The sequence below is a fragment of the Candidatus Pelagibacter sp. uisw_098 genome, assembly GCF_059512505.1.
On sequence record NZ_CM183454.1, the window covers coordinates 690,299 to 708,651 of the forward strand.

Here is an 18,353-nt window from a genome sequence, read left to right on the forward strand (position 1 = left end):
TTTAAATTGAACTTACACGAAACATGTTTTCAACAATATGTAAGAAGTCTTTTTTTGCCAATAAAACAACAATATCCTCTTTTTTAAATACAAAATTAGATCTGGGAATAATTACCTCTTCGCCTCTTAAAATTGCTCCCACCCGAATCTCATCTGGTAAGTTTGAATTTTTTAATTCTTTATTAATAAGCTCTGAGGTCTCAATTATTTCTGCTTCAATAATTTCATACTCACCATTTAGAATGCTATATGCATTTTCTATTGTTCCTTTGTGAATATGCTTCAATATACTAGAAACTGTATTCATTCTAGGATCAATAAGATCATCAATCTTTAAGGAAGATTGGAGTAAAGAATAATTCGGTTTATTTATTAGTGCCATTGTTCTCTTTTTATTTAATTCAGTATTATCTTTTTCAAATTTTTCAACTAATACACTTACCATTAAATTATCCTCATCATCATTCGTGAGAGCTAGTACTGTTTGAACCTCATCAATATTTGCTTCCATTAAAACTTCTTCATCTAAAGCATCACCATTAATTACAATGGTATTATTAAGTTCACTTGCGATGAGTTCTGCTCTTTCTTTATCTTTTTCAATAATTTTTACTCTTGTTGAATCAAAACTTTCTTCTAAATTTTTAGCCAAGTTAAAACCAATATTTCCACCACCAATTATTAAAATTTTATTTGAAATTTTTTCATTATGACCAAAGGCATTTAGCGTATCTTTCATTTGTGAGGCGTTAATTATAACATAAGCCTTGTCATCTTTAAGCATAATGTCGTTTTTTTTTAAAACTACAAATTTATCCTCTCTAATAACGCCCATTATATTTGCATTTAATTCAGAAAATTTTTTTGTGATTTCATTAAGTTTAATATCTTTTAGAGAACATTTTTCATTAATTAAAATTTCAAGTAATCTAATTTTATTGTCTGCAAATGGGACATTATCTAGAGCACCTGGTGCTTCTAATTTTCTTTGTAGGGATTTGGCTATTTCAATTTCTGGAGAAATAATTACATCAATTGGTAAATTTTCTTTATTATAAACTTTTGTAAACTTTGGATTTAAATAATCTTGAGATCTTATTCTGGCAATTTTTTTTTGGACATTAAAAATTGAAAATGCAATTTGACATATAAGCATATTAATTTCATCATTACGCGTTACAGCAATAATCATATCTGCATCAGTTGCATTTGCTTTTTCCAGGATTGAGGGATAAGTCGCTTTACCAACTATAGACTTTACATCTAACGTCTCATCAATTTTTTGAATATCTTCACTGGATTGATCGATTACAGTTATCGAATGACCTTGTTCGCTTAAAATCTTAGCTATGGTAAAACCAACTCTACCTGCTCCACAAATAATTATATTCATTTAATCTAATCCCTTAATACCTAAGCCTTTTAATTTTCTGTGCAAGGCAGATCTTTCCATTCCTATAAAGTCAGCAGTTTTTGCTATATTGCCATTAAATTTTTTCAATTGTGTAGTTAAATACTCCTTTTCAAATTTTTCTCTAGCCTCTTTTAATGGTACAGATAAAGAGTTTTCTGAGGCCTCACTCTTAATATCTGCAGTTTTTAAAGATTCTTTAATGATATTTGAGATTTTATCAGAAGTATTTGGGGAAAGTATTGCAATTCTTTCAATTAAATTTCTTAACTCCCTAATATTACCTGGCCAATCATAATTAAGTAAATAATTGTTATTGGTATCTATATTCATTTTTTTTAAATTGTAATTCGTTGAAGCTTTTTTTGAAAAATATTCAACCAACAAAGGAATATCAGATACTCTATTTTTAAGTGGTTCTATATTAATCTCAAAAACATTTAATCTATGATAAAGATCTTCTCTAAAATTTCCTTTATCTATTTCTTTTTTGATATCTTTGCTTGATGTACATATAATTCTAACATCAACATTAATATCATGAGTGCCGTTAATTCTTTTAAATTTTTGATCTGTTAAAACACGTAAAATTTTAGATTGAGTTTCAAGTGGTATCTCTGAAACTTCATCTATTAAAAGAATACCACTGGTTGATTTTTCTAAAGCACCATAAGAAATTGCACCATTATCTTTTTCTTCTCCAAATAATTCTAATTCATATTTTTCTATATCTAATAAAGCTCCATTTAAAATTATGAAAGGTCCTTTTTGTCTTTTAGATGCTTTATATATTTTTCTTGCAATTAATTCTTTGCCTGAGCCAGTTGGTCCATTAATAAAAATTCTACTTTCAGAAATTGAAATTTTATCTATTTGTTCTTTAATATTTTTGATATTTTCACTATCTCCAATTAGTTCATAAGAATAAAAAAGTTTATTTTCAAATTCTTTATTCTTGTTTTTTAAATTAATATTTTCTACTGCACGATTAACAAAATTTAATAGTCTTTCTTGATTAAATGGTTTTTCAATAAATTCAAAAGCACCTGCCTTAAGTGCTTTAATTGCCATCTCAACATTTGCATGTCCTGTTATTATTATTACTGGAATGTTTTTATCTTTTGTTTTGATGTGAGATAATAGCTCCAAACCATCATTATCTCCTTTGTCTAACTTAACATCAATAATTGCAACATCAGGAAGTTTTTTATCAATTTCATTTAAGGCTTGATTGTAATTGGCTGCAAGCCTAGTTTTATAACCAGCATCAATAATTAAATCATTAATGATGTTTCGTATATCTGAATTATCATCAATAATTAATATCTCTGTACTCATTTTATAAATTTGATTTCTATTTTTGCTCCATTTTGAATTGGAATAAATTCTATTGATCCATTATGGTCATTTATTGTTTTGTTAACAATAGCCAAACCTAAGCCAGTACCTTTTGTTTTTGTTGTAAAATAAGGGTTTAAAACATCCTTTATATTATTCTTAAATTTTCCAAAACCTTGACCGTTATCAATTATTATAAAATTAATATCATGTTTATTATCGTTTAAAGTAATGTCAATATTGCCCTTCAAGTCCATATTAATTGACCTTTTTTCCTGGATACTTTCTATGGAGTTTTTTATAATATTAAAAAAAACTCTACTTAATTGCTCGTTATCTGAATTAAGAATAACAGCATCAGCATTAGTATTAAAATTAATTGAAATATCGTTATCCAATTCTTTAATTAAATTAATATTATCTATTACCAATGATACTAAATTGTTATCTTTAAGTATTGGTTTTGGCATTCTAGCAAAATCAGAAAATTCATTTACCAAATTTTCAATTTGTTTTATTTGTTTTCCAATAATCTTTAAGCTTTTTGTAAAGTCTTCTTTTTGCTTTATATTCATACTATCTGAATATTTATTTTTTAATCTATCAATAGTTAATTGAATTGGTGTAAGAGGATTTTTGATCTCATGGGCTAATTTTCTAGCTAAACTTTCCCACGCTTCATGCCTTTCACTGATAATTAGTTTTTCTTGTTGGGCTTTTAATTGACTTGTCATTAAATTAAAGTTTTTATTTAAAATTTCCATGTCTTTATCAGCTTTTATTTCTGGAACTTTTGTATTCAAATTTCCCTTACCAATATTTGATGATGCGATAATTAAATTATTAATTGATCTAAAAAATCTTGATGAAAACCTTATAGCTATAGATATGGATAAAAATAGTAGTAAAGAAACTATAACCAGATAAATAAAAACAAAAGAAATTTTTATTCCTGTTTGTTTATTTAAAACTGTATAATAAAAATTAAGCGCTTCTTTTGACTCTAATAAATATTGAGAAATTTTTTTGTCTAAATATTTTGTTATATATAAATACTTGCCCTCGAAATTTTCTAATTTAATAATTGATGCTGTTTGATTTTGATAAGCATTAAGTATTTTAAGTGGTCTTTTATCATCTAAAACCATTTCAAGCGCCTCTGGTAAGGGCGGCCTATATAATGACTCATCCTTTAAAGTAGTTAAATAAAGAGTTCCATCAGCTTCGATAATGTGAACTTCATCCATATCTCTTATTAATTTTTGAGTATTAAGAAAACTTTTAAATTGATTAATATTTGTATTTAAAAAATTAATACTTTTATTTAAATCATAAGCTATTAATATAATTTCAGATTGCGTCTTAGTTCTTACTTCCTCAGTATAACTTTTGGCTATTTCATAAGAATTATTAACTGCTGTCGTAATTTTTTTATCTAAATATTTATCAAGGGCAAAAGACAACAAAAATAACGAAAATAAGGAAATTAATATTGATGGTATTAAAGTGAATAATGCAAAAAAAGTTATGTATTTTCTGTTTGCTTTAGATCCACTAACATCAACATCTACCCTTAATGATGTGTTTACCTCTTTAAAAATCATATAAAAAAGTACTATTAATAGAACTATGTTTCCGGTTAATAGTAATTGGAGATTTTCATCTGTTAACTTAAGAAAACTTTTGTCTATAAAGGTTAAAAAAGTTACAAAACCTAAGATTAATGTAATTAAAAATATCAGTCCAATAAAAATATTTTTTTTGATAAAATCGAGCATTATGAGATAAATAGATTAATAAATATTTTTATCATGAATAGCTGCTTTATAATACTTGCTGGAGGAGAAAGTAAAAGATTTAAATCAATAATACCAAAACCATATCATCTATATAAAGGTAAACCTTTATTATTACATTCAATAGATAAGGCTAAAAGTTATGGCAAATTTACCAAAATTGTTCTTGTTATTAATAAAAAACATAAATCTTATATTAATAATCTTAAAATTAAAGGCATTAAGCTTATTATAGGAGGAAAGACTAGAGCCGAGTCAGCTTATAAAGGTTTAAGAAGTGTCAAGAATTATAATATTAAAAATGTAATGATACATGACGCAGCGAGACCTAATTTTTCTCAAAAACTTTTAAATAGATTATACAAGGACCTAAAATTAAACGATTGTGTTATACCTGCAATTCAAACGGCAGATTCTATTAAACAAAAATCTTTAAATAAAGTTACAAATTTAGAAAGAGAAAATATTTACCTAATTCAAACACCTCAGGCATTTAATTATAATAAGTTGTTAAAACTACAAAATAACAAAGGTGTTGAGGTTACAGATGATGCAAATTTATTTGTAAAAGCTGGTAAAAAAATAAAAATTATAAAAGGTGAGGTTGATAATAATAAAATTACAATAAATTCAGATATCAAAATAAATAATTCAATTAAATATGGATTGGGCTTTGATGTTCATAGATTGGTACCAAATAAAAAACTTTATTTAGGTGGAGTTAAAATACCTTCAACTATTGGTACATTGGGTCATTCAGATGGTGATCCCGTTTTACATGCGGTAACTGATGCAATTCTTGGGGCGTGCAATATGGGTGATATTGGCGAAAAATTTTCTGATAAAGATAAAAAATTTAAAAACATTAGATCTACTATTTTATTAAACAAAATAATAGATGAGGTTAAAAAAAAAGACTATTTAATTAATAACATTGACATCAATATCATTACTCAGAAACCTAAAGTTCATAAATATAAAAAAAAAATTATAAATTGTATAGCTAAAATATGCAAAATTTTACCAACACAAATAAATATTAAAGGTAAAACAACTGAAAAACTTGGTGTAATAGGTAAAGAAAAAGCTATAGCATGCGAAGTAATAGCTTCAGTAATTAAATATGATTAAAACTTTTAACTCTCTTTTAGTGACAATGTTTGGTTTAGGTAAGATCAAATTTATGCCAGGCACTTTTGGATCGTTAGCTACAACTATTGTTCTTTTCTATTTATTTCATACACTTAACGTTTCATCAAATATAATTTTAATTGGGTGGATAATTATCTTTATTTATTCTTTTTATGCAATTTCAACACACACAAGAGATGGTAAAAATAAAGATCCAGGAGAAATTATTGTTGATGAGTTTTTAGGTCAATCTATACCAATTTATCTTTACGAAATATCTCACGGAACAACAAAGGAAAGTAATGAAGCAATTGTGTATTATGCTTTGTTTTTTATGCTATTTAGATATTTTGATATTTTGAAACCATTTCCAGTAAACTTCTTTGATAAAAACTTTAAAAATAGTTTTGGGGTAATAATGGATGACATTTGTGCAGGATTATATGTGGTTCTAACAGTGGTTTGTTTTATAATTGTTAAAAGTTACGTTTTATAATGAAAAATCTAGCCAATAAACTTGTCAAAAAACTAATAAAAAAAAAACTTAAAATTTCATTTGCTGAATCTTGCACTGGTGGAATGCTATCTAGTACAATAACATCTGTAAGTGGTTCTTCTAAAGTATTCAATCTAGGTCTAGTTACATATTCAAATAAAACAAAAATAGATATTCTTAAGGTTCCAAAAAAAATTATCGATAAATACGGTGCTGTCAGTAATGAATGCTGTTTATCAATGGTCAAAAGCTTAAGTAAAATTAGTAAAGCTAACATATCAGTGTCTGTAACGGGTATTGCAGGACCTAATGGAGGAACAAAATTAAAGCCAATTGGTTTAGTTTATATGGGAATTAAGAAGGGAAATAAGATTATTGTACAAAAGTGTTTATTTAAAAATAAAAATCGAATTTTAATCCAAAAAGCTACTACTACAAAAGTTTTAAAAACTTTATTAGTTCTTAAATAATTTATTCGCTCTATCTTGGAAAGCATCAGCAATTTTATCTAATCCATACTGGAAAGAAGTGGTCATCAAAATATTTAGAAATTTATTTTTTATTTCAAAATCTACATCAAAGTAAATTTCAGTTCCTTCTTTACGGTCTTCAAAAGTCCACTTATTATCCAAATGTTTAAGAGGACCATTTATATTTGTTACATAAATAGTATTATTTTTTTTATTAAATTTTACATCACTTTTATATGTATCTTTAAATGGACCCTTGCCAATTGTAAGGTCTGCAATAATATTTATAAAATTACTTGTCTCATTCTTTTCATAGATCTTTGCTTCAATACAATATGGTACAAATATTGGATATTTTTCTATATCCAAAACTAAATCAATAAGTTGATATTTATCACATTCAATTAAACGCTTAACTGAAGCTCTAGGCATTAATTTCTTAATCTATTTTTTTGAAGTTGCACAAAATCTTCATCTGCATGGTATGAAGATCGAGTTAAAGGAGTTGAAGAAACTAATAAAAAACCCCTTGATTTTGCTATAGTTTCAAATTCTTTAAATTCATCTGGATGATAATAACGATCTAAAGGATGATGTCTTGCAGAAGGCTGTAAATACTGTCCTATAGTTAAAAAATCTACATCTGCTGCTTTTAAATCATCCATAACTTGAACAATCTCATCTTTTGTTTCACCCAACCCAACCATTAAGCCTGATTTTGTAAAAACATTTTTGTTAATAACTTTTGCATTTTTTAACAACTCTAATGATGAAAAATATCTAGAACCAGGTCTTACTTTTAAATAAAGTCTAGGAACTGTTTCAATATTGTGATTAAAAACATCAGGATTAGCTTCTAGAACTTTTTTGTAGGCATCCCCTTTTCTAAGAAAATCAGGTGTTAAAACTTCAATAGATGTATTGGGATTTATTTTTCTAGTTTGACTAATAACTTCATAAAAGTGATTTGATCCACCGTCTTCTAAATCATCTCTATCAACTGAAGTTATAACTACATGTTTTAGATTAAGTTTAAGAACAGCTTTAGCTATCTTAATGGCTTCTAAAGGATCTAGTTTCCCTGGTTTACCAGTTTTAACATCACAGAACGCACAAGCACGAGTACATGTGTCTCCCATAATCATAAATGTTGCATGTCTCTTACTCCAACATTCTGTAATATTAGGGCAGTTTGCTTCCTGACAAACTGTTACTAGATTGTTGCTATTAACAATAGTTTTAGTTAAAAAAAATTCTTTGCTATTAACAAGTTTAGATCTGATCCAAGCAGGTTTTTTTTTTATTGGGTTTTTGGGTTTGTTAACTTTTTCTGGATGTCTAATTATCATTCTTTTCAATTATATAGAGGGTCTCTCCTTCTTTGCCAAACAAAAACTTCTCTCTAATTAATATCTCTACATAATCTAGGTCTAAATTACCGCTTAATAAAGAATTTTTAAATTCAAGATTTTTAATTTTATTTGATAGATCGGCTTCTACATTCTGCAAATTTACAAGAATTTCTTTTTTTTTAAAATAAGAAAAAAGACCTCTTTCACCATCTAAAAGGTTGAAAAAAAAATAAAGTATTAAAAAAGTAGAAATTAGTAAGAAGTAATTTTTTTTTAATTTATTCAACATTAATGAATTTTGTTCATTTTAGCTTTTTTTCCAAGCTCTTCTTCAATGCGTAATAATTGATTATATTTCGCTACTCTTTCTGATCTAGCCAAAGAACCAGTTTTAATTTGATTTGAGTTTGTTCCTACAGCAAGATCTGCTATAAAAGTATCTTCGCTATCACCAGACCTGTGAGAAATTATTGTTTTATAACCGATAATTTGAGCAAATTTAATTACTTCAAGTGTTTCTGAAACTGTACCAATTTGGTTAAGTTTAATTAATATTGAGTTTGAAGAAATGTTTAAAAAGCCTTTTTTAAGTCGTTCTAAGTTAGTCACATAAAGATCATCTCCAACAATTTGCACATTCTTTATAGACTTCATCATTTTACTCCATGCAGACCAGTCGTTTTCTCCAAAAGGATCTTCGATAGATTTAATTTTGTACTTATTTATTATCTTTTCATATTTTTTAATTGATTGGTCAACTGAGATGTATTTTTTGGAGTGGATTGAATATTTGTTTTTTTTTAATAATTCATTTGCAGCTACATCTAAGCAGATAGAGACATCTTTACCATTTTTAAATCCAGCCTTATTAATTGCAGCTACAATTAAATCTAAAGCTTTCTCATTACTATTAATCATCGGTGCAAAACCACCCTCATCACCTACTGACGTTGATAGACCTTTCTTTTTAAGAATATCTCTTAGATTGCTAATTATAATAAAGCATATCCTCATAGCTTCTGAAAAACTTTTAGCCTTATCAGGTCTAATCATAAACTCTTGGACACGCAATTCATTGTTAGCATGCGCTCCTCCATTAATAATATTCATTAGTGGATATGGTAATTTATAATTACTCTTTACTAAAAATGTTTTATAGAGAGGTGTTTTTTTAATTTTTGCAGAAAGCTTCTTCGCTGCCATTGATACTGCTAAAATAGCATTAGCTCCTAAACTTATTTTTTGTCTAGTACCATCTAAATTAATCAAAATCGTATCTATGCGTGTTTGATCGTGAATACTTATGCCAATAAGTTTTTTAGAGATTTTTGTATTAACTAAGTTAACAGCTCTTAAAACACTTTTACCTAAATATTTTTTATTATTGTTGTCCCGTTTTTCAAATGCTTCATATGTTCCTGTGGACGCACCAGATGGGCAAATAGCAGATGCACTTAAATTTTTTGAATAAATTTCCGCTTCAATTGTTGGATTTCCCCTACTGTCATAGACTTGCCGCGCTCTTATCTTTAAAATTTTACTCATTTATTTTTTAATTAAATTGTCAATTTCAAATAGTTGAGATAATAATTTCTCTAATTTATCTAAAGGAACCATATTGGGACCATCAGATGGAGCATTATCTGGATCTTGGTGTGTTTCAATAAAAACACCAGCAACACCAACCGCAACCGCTGCTCTTGCTAAATACTCCACAAACTCTCTCTGTCCACCACTAGTTTCACCTAAACCACCCGGTTGTTGTACCGAATGAGTTGCATCAAAAATTACAGGATAACCATTTTTAGCCATTATAGGTAAAGACCTCATGTCAGAGACGAGGGTATTATAACCAAAGCTTGCACCTCTTTCAGTGACTAAAATATTTCTATTACCTGAGTCAGCGATTTTTTTAGTAACATTAACCATATCCCACGGAGCAAGGAATTGACCCTTTTTAACATTAATAATTTTTCCCGTTTTAGAAGCGGCAATTAATAAATCAGTTTGCCTACATAGAAAAGCTGGAATTTGTAACACATCTGCGTGAGGAGCTACGATAGAGCACTGCTCCGCATTATGGATGTCTGTTAATATTGGAATTTCTAATTCTTTTTTTATTTTATCAAAAATAGGTAAGGATTGCTCAAGGCCAGCACCTCTTTTACCTTTTAAACTGGTTCTATTAGCTTTATCAAAAGAAGTTTTGTAAATAAACCCCATATTAAACTTAGAGGTAATTTCTTTAATTTTACCCGCCATATCCATGGCATGCTGTTCAGTCTCAAGTTGGCATGGTCCCGCGATAATACAGATTTTATTACTATTTGAAATTTCTATATTTCCACAATTAACTTTTATATTTTTCATTTATGATTTTTAGCTGCCTTGATAAATGACGAGAATAAAGGATGTGGTGACAAAGGTCTAGATTTAAATTCAGGGTGAAACTGAACAGCAACAAACCAAGGGTGGTTTTTCAACTCAATAATCTCTGGCAATTTGTTATCAGGAGACAATCCTGAAAAAATTAAACCATTTTTTTCAAATTGATCTTTATAACCAATATTAACCTCATATCTGTGTCTGTGTCTTTCTTGAATTGATTTTGATTTATAAATTTTTTTTATCAATGAATTATCTTTTAATTTAGCTTCATAAAGACCAAGCCGCATAGTTCCACCAAGATCTTTATCCGTTCCCTTGATTAATTTACCGTCTTTATTCCATTCTGTAATTAAACCAACAATTGGAGTGCCACCTCTTCCAAATTCACTTGATGTAGCTTTTCTCATATTTAACTTATTTCTAGCAAACTCAATAATAGCCATTTGCATTCCAAAGCAAATTCCAAAAAAAGGAATTTTTTTTTCTCTAGCATATTTAATTGCTTCAATTTTACCTTCTGTACCTCTCTTACCAAATCCTCCTGGTATTAAAATTCCAGAAACTCCTTTTAATTTTTTTTTAATCTCAGAAATTTGTAAATTTTCAGAATCAATTCTTACCAAATTAACTTTTAAATTATTGTCTATTCCACCATGTGTTAGTGCTTCATCAAGTGATTTGTAAGCATCCTTAAGATCAACATATTTGCCAATGATTGCAATGTTAATAGATTTTTTTGTATGAAGAATAATTTTTGTAATTCTTTTCCAGGGATTTAAGTTAACTTTTTTCTTTGATTTAATTTTAAAATACTCAAGAACTTGATTATCTAAATTTTCTCTATTGAAACTAATTGGTGCTTCATAAATAGTTTTAACGTCAACTGTTTGAATTACATTTTCAATATCAACATTGCAAAACAAGGATATCTTCTTTCTATGCACTAAAGGGATTGGTCTTTCAGATCTGCAAATGATAATGTCTGGTTGTATACCGAGGCTTCTCAGTTCTTTTACAGAATGTTGAGTGGGCTTTGTTTTGATTTCATCTGATGCTTTAAGATATGGGACCAATGTTAAATGAACAAATAAAGCATTTTTTTTTCCAACATCATTTGCAAACTGTCTAATAGCTTCTACAAAAGGAAGACTTTCAATGTCCCCTACAATGCCTCCAATTTCACAAATTACAAAGTCTTCTTTGGATGTATCGTTTTTTATAAACTCTTTAATACGGTCTGTTATGTGAGGAATGACCTGCACTGTCTTTCCAAGATATCCTCCTTTACGTTCTTTTCTTAAAACGTCGCTATAAATTTTTCCTGTTGTTATGTTGTCAGATTTTTTAGCAGAAATTCCTGAAAATCTTTCATAATGACCTAAATCTAAATCTGTTTCAGCACCATCATTTGTTACAAAAACTTCACCATGTTGAAATGGACTCATTGTTCCTGGGTCAACATTTAAATAAGGATCTAATTTTCTTAAACGAACTTTAAAACCTCTTGATTGTAAGAGGTATGCCAGGGAAGCAGAAGAAAGACCTTTTCCTAAAGATGAGACCACACCGCCGGTGACAAATATAAATCGCGCCATGGAATTATCTTATAACGATTAATTAATGAATTGGAAAGAATTAATTATTATTCTCAGGAATTGTAGGAGTATCACTAGATTTTTCCTCAATCACATCTAACACAGAAGACGTTGGTGTTAATTCTCCTCTAGATATTATTGTTAAAGCTAAACTACAAATTATAAATAAAGTTGCAACTAAAGCTGTGGCTTTACTCATAAAATTACCAGCAGACCTAGAAAGCATAAAATTATCTTGAGAAACACCTATGCCAAGTGCTCCACCCTCTGATTTTTGGATAAGTATCAACAGTACAAGTATTGCAGCAATTACTAAATTGAGTACTAATAAAATATTCTCCATGGGGATTAACTATATGTTTTTTTGACTATATCAATAAATTTTTTGGCACTTTGAGATGCTCCACCAATCAAAAAACCATCAATGTTATTAATTTCTTTTAAGTTTCTAATATTTTGAGGATTTACAGAACCTCCATATAAAACTTTTGGTGATTTTTCTTTGAATTTACTTTTAATAAATTCAATTGTTTTGAAAAGATCTTTTGATTTTGGAATAATGCCACTGCCTATTGCCCATACAGGCTCATATGCTATAAAAATATTTGATTTGTTCTTTATACTATTTAAACCAACTTTAATTTGTTTAGACAAAGTTGATTGAGTCTTTTTTTTTCTTTTTTCAATTAAAGTTTCTCCAATACAGAAAATAACTTTTAATTTTGCTTCTAGGGCGCTTTTAATCTTTAGGTTTATCAATTTATCATTTTCACCTTTTTCTCTATTTTCAGAATGACCAATAATTACAAAGTGAGCGCCAATGTTTTTTAACATATGCGAATTAATAGACCCAGTATATGGTCCATAACTTTCACTTTCATGACAATTCTGACCCCCAATACCAATTTGGCAATTTTTAAATTTTTTTGAAAAAGAACTTATTAAAGTATATGGGGGGCAATAAATTAATCTGCCTTTGTTTATTTCTTTAGATTTTGAAAATCTAATAACTTTATCCAATGTATTTAAAGAAGATAAATTCCCATACATTTTCCAATTAGCCACAAAATACATATATTTATTTGTCATAATGAAAAATTTAATCTATAGCTTGATATTTTAAAGATCAATAAATTAATGAAGCAATGATAAACCCTTTTCAAAATTTTACAAAAAAAAAGATTGGTGGCTTGCTACTAATTCTTGTTATAATTATAGCCTTTGGCTTTGGTGGATTTGGTGGAGGCTTCAGCACTGGAAATCAAAACAATATAGCCAAAATAAATAACACTAATATTTCAACACAAGATTTCATGAATTATTTAAATGAATCTGGATTAAGCCAACAAGTGATAAAAGAAAATATTGATAAAAATATTATTGAAGAGCTTTTATCAGCATTGGTATCCACAACTCTTCTTGATCTTGAAATTAAAGAATTGGACCTTTCAATTACCAAGGATGTGCTGATTAAAAAAATTAAGAGTAATAAAAACTTTCAAGATGAAAATGGAGTATTCCAAAGAACTTTATATGAAAAATTTTTATTAACTAATAATTCTTCAGCACCAATGTTTGAGATACGCTTAAAAAATAATGAACTTCAAAAACAATTATTTACTTATATAAGCGGTGGTACAAGGTCGCCGGAATTTTTGATTAATAACTTTTATAAAGAAAAAAATAAAAAATTGGACATTAACTATATCAATCTAGATAGATTCTATAAAAAAGTAGAAGTATTTACTGATAATGAAATTAAATTTTTTGCAGATGAGAATGCTGATAGCTTAAAAAAAGATTATATAGATTTTACTTATGTTAATATTAGTCCAAAAACACTATTAGGTTCAGAGGAATTTAATCAAGAATTTTTTGATAAGATTGATGATATTGAAAACCAAATATCTAAAAATATTGACTTTAAAACAATTATACAAGGTTTAGGCTTATCCTCAACTTCAGTAACGTCATACTTAAATCTGAATAATGAAAAAACAATAGAAAACAAAATTTACAACTCTAGAAAAAATAAAATTGAAATTCTTGAAGATAATGGCAGTTATATTTTTTACAACATAGATAATTCAAACACTAAGACTCCAAATCTTAATGATAATAAGTTTAGAAAAAAAATTAAAAATCTCCTATTTCAAAAAGAAAAATATGAATTTAATAAAAATATTTTAGATAAGATAAATGAAAAAAAATTCAACCAGGCATCTTTTGATGAACTTGGTGAAGATAGGATTGAAAAAATTAAATTAAACTCAATTAAAGATGACGAGAAGTTTGAAAAAAATTCAATTGAAATTTTGTATTCACTTCCAATCAATTCATTTACCTTGATTGCAGATAAGCAAAACAATGTCTTCATTGCAAAAACTGTTAGTTATGAAGTGGAAAATTTAAAGAAAAACTCTATTAATTATGATAAAATATCTCTCGAAGAAGGTTCTCAAAATAAAAATAGTATTTTAAAATCATATGATTTATTTTTAAATAAAAGATATCAAGTTGTAATTAATGAAAAAACTCTTGATAGAGTAAAAAATTATTTCAAATAATGTTAAATCGAAACTTTAAAGATTTTAAGTTTCAACACAAAAGAAACAAAAATCAAATCATTTATACGTCTAATAAAATAGAAAATGACAGTGAAGTTTTAAATTTAATTGATAATTTCCTTCAAGAAAAAAATAGCTTTATTTTTGAATCGGTTGAGAAAGGAAAAATAAGAGGTAGATATACAATTTTTGGTAAAAACCCAGATAAAATTTGGGAGTTTAATGATAAAAACTCTTATTTAATTTCAAATAATAAAAAGAAAAAAATTAAAGGAGCTCCTGATAAAATTATTGAAAAAATAATAGAAGAATTTAAATTTAAAACACCCTCAGGACTGCCACCTATCTGTTCCTTAATATCAGGGTATTTTTCTTACGATTCCATTAGATATATCGAAAAAATTCCAAACAAATGTAAAGATGATTTGAAACTACCAGATGTTAGGCTCTTAAGACCAAGAACATTAGTTATCCATGATAATTTAAAAAAGAAAATTTTTTATATTGTAAATATCTTTAAAGATGAAAAAATTTATAATTATAAAAATAAATATCTAAAAATTAAGAATGAAATTAATGATTTATTAATTCAGGCCTCTCTACAAAAAAATAAACCCAATCAAACAGCAGAGATCAATATTAAAGTTAAGTCAAACACTTCTAAAAATAAATTTTTAAAAATGGTTAAAAAAGCTAAAGAATACATTAAAATTGGAGATATTTTTCAAGTAGTTTTAAGTCAAAGGTTTGAAGCTAAATTATCTAAAAAGCCATTAGATATTTATAAAAAACTACGTGTTACTAACCCTTCACCATTCATGTACTACTTTAATTTTGAAGATTTTCAAATAATTGGTGCTAGTCCGGAAATTTTAGTCAGATTAAGAGATAATAAAATTACGGTTAGACCAATAGCTGGAACTAGACCTAGAGGTAAAAATTTTAAAGAAGACATATTTTTTTCCAAGGATTTACTCAAAGATCAAAAAGAGCTTTCTGAACACCTAATGCTACTTGATTTAGGTAGAAATGATGCGGGTAAAGTATCTAAAATTGGTACCGTTAAAGTTACAGAAAGTTTTATGATAGAGAAATATTCCCATGTAATGCATATAGTTTCTAACGTAGTAGGAGTTTATAATAAAAAATATTCTAAGTTTAAATCACTTCTAGCAGGTTTTCCAGCTGGAACTGTTTCTGGTGCTCCTAAAATCCGAGCTATGGAAATTATTGATGAATTAGAGACGACAAGAAGAAAGGTTTATGCTGGTGGCATAGGGTATTTTTCTGCTAATGGAGAATTTGACACCTGTATAGCCTTAAGAACAGCTGTTGCAAAAAGTAAAAAATTTTACGTTCAAGCTGGTGCAGGCATTGTTGCTGATAGCAATCCCATTAAAGAATATGAAGAAACTGTAAATAAAGCAAAAGCTTTAATGAATGCTTTAAGATAATGAAAATTTTATTAATAGATAATTATGATAGTTTTACATTTAATCTGTACCATTATCTGTCATCACTGAAAGTTAAAGTTGATGTTATTAGAAATGACAAAATTACTGATAAACAAATAATTAAAAACAAATATGATAAAATTGTTATATCTCCTGGTCCTGGTAATCCAAATCAATCTGGAAATTGTATTAAAATAGTTAAATCATTATATAAAAAAATACCAATACTCGGAGTTTGTTTGGGGCATCAAATTATTGGACAGGTATTTGGTTCAAAAATAATTCAAGCTAAAAAACTAATGCATGGAAAAACTAGTATAATTAGATCCAATAAGATTGGTATATTAAAAAACCTTCCAGCTAAATTTGAGGCTACAAGATATCACAGCTTAATTATTGATATAAAAACACTCTCTAAAGACCTTGAAATTACTGCTCAAACTGTAGATGGAATTATAATGGGTGTAAAACACAAGAAATACAATATTCATGGTGTTCAATTTCACCCCGAAAGTATAAAAACTATTATTGGCATCAAAATATTAAAAAATTTTATCAATTATAAAAACTAATGAAAAAGTTTCTAGAAAAGTTAAAAAATAAACAAGATTTATCTTTTGATGAAAGTAAAGCTGCTTTTGAAATATTAATGCAGGGTAGAGCTTCAGATGATGAAATATATGATTTTTTAACTCTACTTTCTGCAAAAGGTGAGGTCTCAGATGAAATAGCTGGTGGTGTTTATGTTTTAAGAGATAGATCTAAAAGAGTTAACGCTAAAGATTGTGTTGATACATGCGGCACTGGTGGTGACGGAATGAACACACTAAATATATCAACAGCTTCAGCCTTATTATTATCTAGTATGGGAATTAAGGTTGCAAAACACGGGAATAAAGCTGTTTCTTCAAAATGCGGATCTGGCGATGTTTTAGAAGCTTTAAATATTAAAATTGATTTAGAACCAAAGGATATTGAAGAGCAAATAAATAAAAATAACTTTGGTTTTATGTTTGCTCCAAACTATCACAGGGCAATGAGATTTGTTGGACCAACAAGAAAGAAAATAGGTAAAAGAACAATATTTAATATGATTGGACCTTTGAGTAGCCCTGCACTTGTTGAGAGGCAAGTTGTTGGTGTTTATGATAAAAAGTTACTCAAAATTTTTGCTGAAGCTTTAAAAAACTTAGATATAAAATTTGCTTGGATTGTGAATAGTGAAGATGGTTTAGATGAAGTATCGCCTTATGCAAAAACAAATGTAGTACAATTAAAAAATGGTGAAATTTCAGAAATTATAATCGACCCTAATGAATTAAAGATAGGAGCAAATAAATTTAAAAATTTATTAGGAGATGATGCTGAATTTAATGCAAGTAAAATGATTGATATTTTTAAGGGAAAAGATAGTGATTTTTCTAAGGCTGTTTGCTTAAATGCTGCAGCAGCACTAATTGTTACAGAAAAACATTCTTCATTTATTAATGCGTATGAAGATTCTAGAAAACATATCTTATCAGGGATAACATATGATAACTTAAAAAGAATACAAAATGCCTGAAAACACCTTAGATAAGATAATTAAACAAAAAATTAAAAAAATTGATTTATTTAAAAAATCTATTTCTTTAAAGTTATTAATTGAAAAAATTGATGAAAATAGATCATTTATTAATTTTAAAGAAAAAATTCAAAATAATATTAATGATAGAAAAATTTCAATAATTGCTGAAATTAAAAAAGCCAGCCCATCTGCGGGCATCATTATCAAGGAATACAATCCTGTAGAAATTGCAGAGATTTATTACAAAAAAAAAGTAACCTGTTTATCAATTTTAACTGAAGAAGATTTCTTTCTAGGAAATTTAATTCATGTGAGTAAAGTTAAAGAAAAAATAAATCTTCCTGTTCTTTGTAAAGATTTTTTTATAGATAAATTTCAAGTACCTCTTGCAAAAAGTTATGGAGCAGATGCTATATTAATTATATTAGCTGGAGTTTCTGACGAACTTGCTTTTGAATTATACGAAGAAGCTTTAAAATTTGATATGTCTATAATTGTTGAAGTTCATACAGTTCAAGAAGCAAAAAAAGCTCTTAACTTTAAAGAAGCTTTGATTGGCATTAACAATAGAAATCTTAAAACTTTAAAAACAGATATAAATACAACTTATGATATTCATGATATTTTAATTAATCACTCAGGTCCCCTAATTTCGGAGAGTGGAATTAAAACAAAAGAAGAACTTCTTGAGTTAAAAAATGGAACGAATATTAAAACTTTTTTAATTGGTGAATCACTTTTAAAAAACTTAAATAATAATTCAATTTTTTCAGTTCTTTAGCAAAATA

19 protein-coding genes are annotated in these 18,353 nt (G+C 27.4%); 8 read left to right on the forward strand and 11 right to left on the reverse strand.

Annotated elements, in window-relative coordinates:
• Nucleotide 1: 1 nt before the first annotated feature.
• The 3 genes from trkA to AC5YF9_RS03770 are packed head-to-tail and all read right to left on the reverse strand — an operon-like array spanning nt 2 to nt 4,527.
• Complete coding sequence (gene trkA, locus AC5YF9_RS03760) at nt 2-1,393, reverse strand: Trk system potassium transporter TrkA (RefSeq protein WP_415304896.1); 1,392 nt, start codon at nt 1,391-1,393, stop codon at nt 2-4.
• On the reverse strand, nt 1,394-2,749 hold the full coding sequence (locus AC5YF9_RS03765) for a sigma-54-dependent transcriptional regulator (protein WP_415303372.1): 1,356 nt from the start codon (nt 2,747-2,749) through the stop codon (nt 1,394-1,396).
• Nucleotides 2,746-4,527, reverse strand: coding sequence for a sensor histidine kinase (locus tag AC5YF9_RS03770; protein WP_415303373.1), 1,782 nt, complete (start codon nt 4,525-4,527; stop codon nt 2,746-2,748). Before AC5YF9_RS03770 ends, AC5YF9_RS03765 begins: the two co-directional genes overlap by 4 nt.
• A gap of 33 nt (nt 4,528-4,560) precedes the next feature.
• On the opposite strand from AC5YF9_RS03770, the gene ispF reads away from it, so the two are divergent.
• From ispF to AC5YF9_RS03785, 3 genes are read left to right on the forward strand one after another with little or no spacing between them, the layout of a single operon-like run.
• Entirely contained in the window at nt 4,561-5,676 is a 1,116-nt protein-coding gene (gene ispF, locus AC5YF9_RS03775; RefSeq protein ID WP_415303374.1) for a 2-C-methyl-D-erythritol 2,4-cyclodiphosphate synthase, read from the forward strand.
• Nucleotides 5,669-6,172 (forward strand): phosphatidylglycerophosphatase A family protein, encoded by a 504-nt coding sequence (locus tag AC5YF9_RS03780; protein WP_415303375.1) that lies wholly within the window; start codon nt 5,669-5,671, stop codon nt 6,170-6,172. Before ispF ends, AC5YF9_RS03780 begins: the two co-directional genes overlap by 8 nt.
• Nucleotides 6,172-6,642 carry a CinA family protein gene (locus AC5YF9_RS03785; protein WP_415303376.1) on the forward strand — a complete coding sequence of 157 codons (471 nt, stop codon included), beginning with the start codon at nt 6,172-6,174 and terminating at the stop codon, nt 6,640-6,642. Before AC5YF9_RS03780 ends, AC5YF9_RS03785 begins: the two co-directional genes overlap by 1 nt.
• Here AC5YF9_RS03785 and AC5YF9_RS03790 read toward each other — a convergent pair.
• Genes AC5YF9_RS03790 through AC5YF9_RS03825 form a run of 8 tightly spaced genes read right to left on the reverse strand, consistent with a single transcriptional unit; the run spans nt 6,628 to nt 13,066 of the window.
• Entirely contained in the window at nt 6,628-7,074 is a 447-nt protein-coding gene (locus AC5YF9_RS03790; RefSeq protein WP_415303377.1) for a type II toxin-antitoxin system RatA family toxin, read from the reverse strand. The genes AC5YF9_RS03785 and AC5YF9_RS03790 overlap by 15 nt on opposite strands.
• On the reverse strand, nt 7,074-7,991 hold the full coding sequence (gene lipA / locus AC5YF9_RS03795) for a lipoyl synthase (protein ID WP_415303378.1): 918 nt from the start codon (nt 7,989-7,991) through the stop codon (nt 7,074-7,076). The genes AC5YF9_RS03790 and lipA overlap by 1 nt, the downstream gene beginning before the upstream one ends.
• Entirely contained in the window at nt 7,981-8,283 is a 303-nt protein-coding gene (locus tag AC5YF9_RS03800) for an FtsB family cell division protein (protein ID WP_415303379.1), read from the reverse strand. Before AC5YF9_RS03800 ends, lipA begins: the two co-directional genes overlap by 11 nt.
• Nucleotides 8,283-9,539, reverse strand: a complete 1,257-nt coding sequence (gene eno, locus AC5YF9_RS03805; protein WP_415303380.1) for a phosphopyruvate hydratase — start codon at nt 9,537-9,539, stop codon at nt 8,283-8,285. The genes AC5YF9_RS03800 and eno overlap by 1 nt, the downstream gene beginning before the upstream one ends.
• Nucleotides 9,540-10,364 (reverse strand): 3-deoxy-8-phosphooctulonate synthase, encoded by an 825-nt coding sequence (kdsA, locus tag AC5YF9_RS03810; protein ID WP_415303381.1) that lies wholly within the window; start codon nt 10,362-10,364, stop codon nt 9,540-9,542. It abuts the gene before it with no gap.
• Complete coding sequence (gene pyrG / locus AC5YF9_RS03815) at nt 10,361-11,977, reverse strand: CTP synthase (RefSeq protein WP_415303382.1); 1,617 nt, start codon at nt 11,975-11,977, stop codon at nt 10,361-10,363. Before pyrG ends, kdsA begins: the two co-directional genes overlap by 4 nt.
• 40 nt (nt 11,978-12,017) lie before the next feature.
• Nucleotides 12,018-12,320, reverse strand: a complete 303-nt coding sequence (gene secG / locus AC5YF9_RS03820) for a preprotein translocase subunit SecG (protein ID WP_415303383.1) — start codon at nt 12,318-12,320, stop codon at nt 12,018-12,020.
• Between the two features lie 5 nt (nt 12,321-12,325).
• Entirely contained in the window at nt 12,326-13,066 is a 741-nt protein-coding gene (locus AC5YF9_RS03825) for a triose-phosphate isomerase (RefSeq protein ID WP_415303384.1), read from the reverse strand.
• A 56-nt stretch (nt 13,067-13,122) separates the two neighbouring features.
• On the opposite strand from AC5YF9_RS03825, the gene AC5YF9_RS03830 reads away from it, so the two are divergent.
• The 5 genes from AC5YF9_RS03830 to AC5YF9_RS03850 are packed head-to-tail and all read left to right on the forward strand — an operon-like array spanning nt 13,123 to nt 18,346.
• The gene (locus AC5YF9_RS03830) at nt 13,123-14,544 is read left to right on the forward strand and encodes a SurA N-terminal domain-containing protein (protein ID WP_415303385.1); all 1,422 of its coding nucleotides are present in this window, start codon (nt 13,123-13,125) and stop codon (nt 14,542-14,544) included.
• On the forward strand, nt 14,544-15,998 hold the full coding sequence (trpE, locus tag AC5YF9_RS03835) for an anthranilate synthase component I (RefSeq protein WP_415303386.1): 1,455 nt from the start codon (nt 14,544-14,546) through the stop codon (nt 15,996-15,998). Before AC5YF9_RS03830 ends, trpE begins: the two co-directional genes overlap by 1 nt.
• Nucleotides 15,998-16,570 (forward strand): anthranilate synthase component II, encoded by a 573-nt coding sequence (locus AC5YF9_RS03840; protein ID WP_415303387.1) that lies wholly within the window; start codon nt 15,998-16,000, stop codon nt 16,568-16,570. The genes trpE and AC5YF9_RS03840 overlap by 1 nt, the downstream gene beginning before the upstream one ends.
• Complete coding sequence (gene trpD / locus AC5YF9_RS03845) at nt 16,570-17,562, forward strand: anthranilate phosphoribosyltransferase (RefSeq protein WP_415303388.1); 993 nt, start codon at nt 16,570-16,572, stop codon at nt 17,560-17,562. The genes AC5YF9_RS03840 and trpD overlap by 1 nt, the downstream gene beginning before the upstream one ends.
• Nucleotides 17,555-18,346: an indole-3-glycerol phosphate synthase TrpC gene (locus tag AC5YF9_RS03850; protein ID WP_415303389.1), complete on the forward strand. Its 792-nt coding sequence runs from the start codon at nt 17,555-17,557 to the stop codon at nt 18,344-18,346. Before trpD ends, AC5YF9_RS03850 begins: the two co-directional genes overlap by 8 nt.
• Nucleotides 18,347-18,353: the final 7 nt, after the last annotated feature.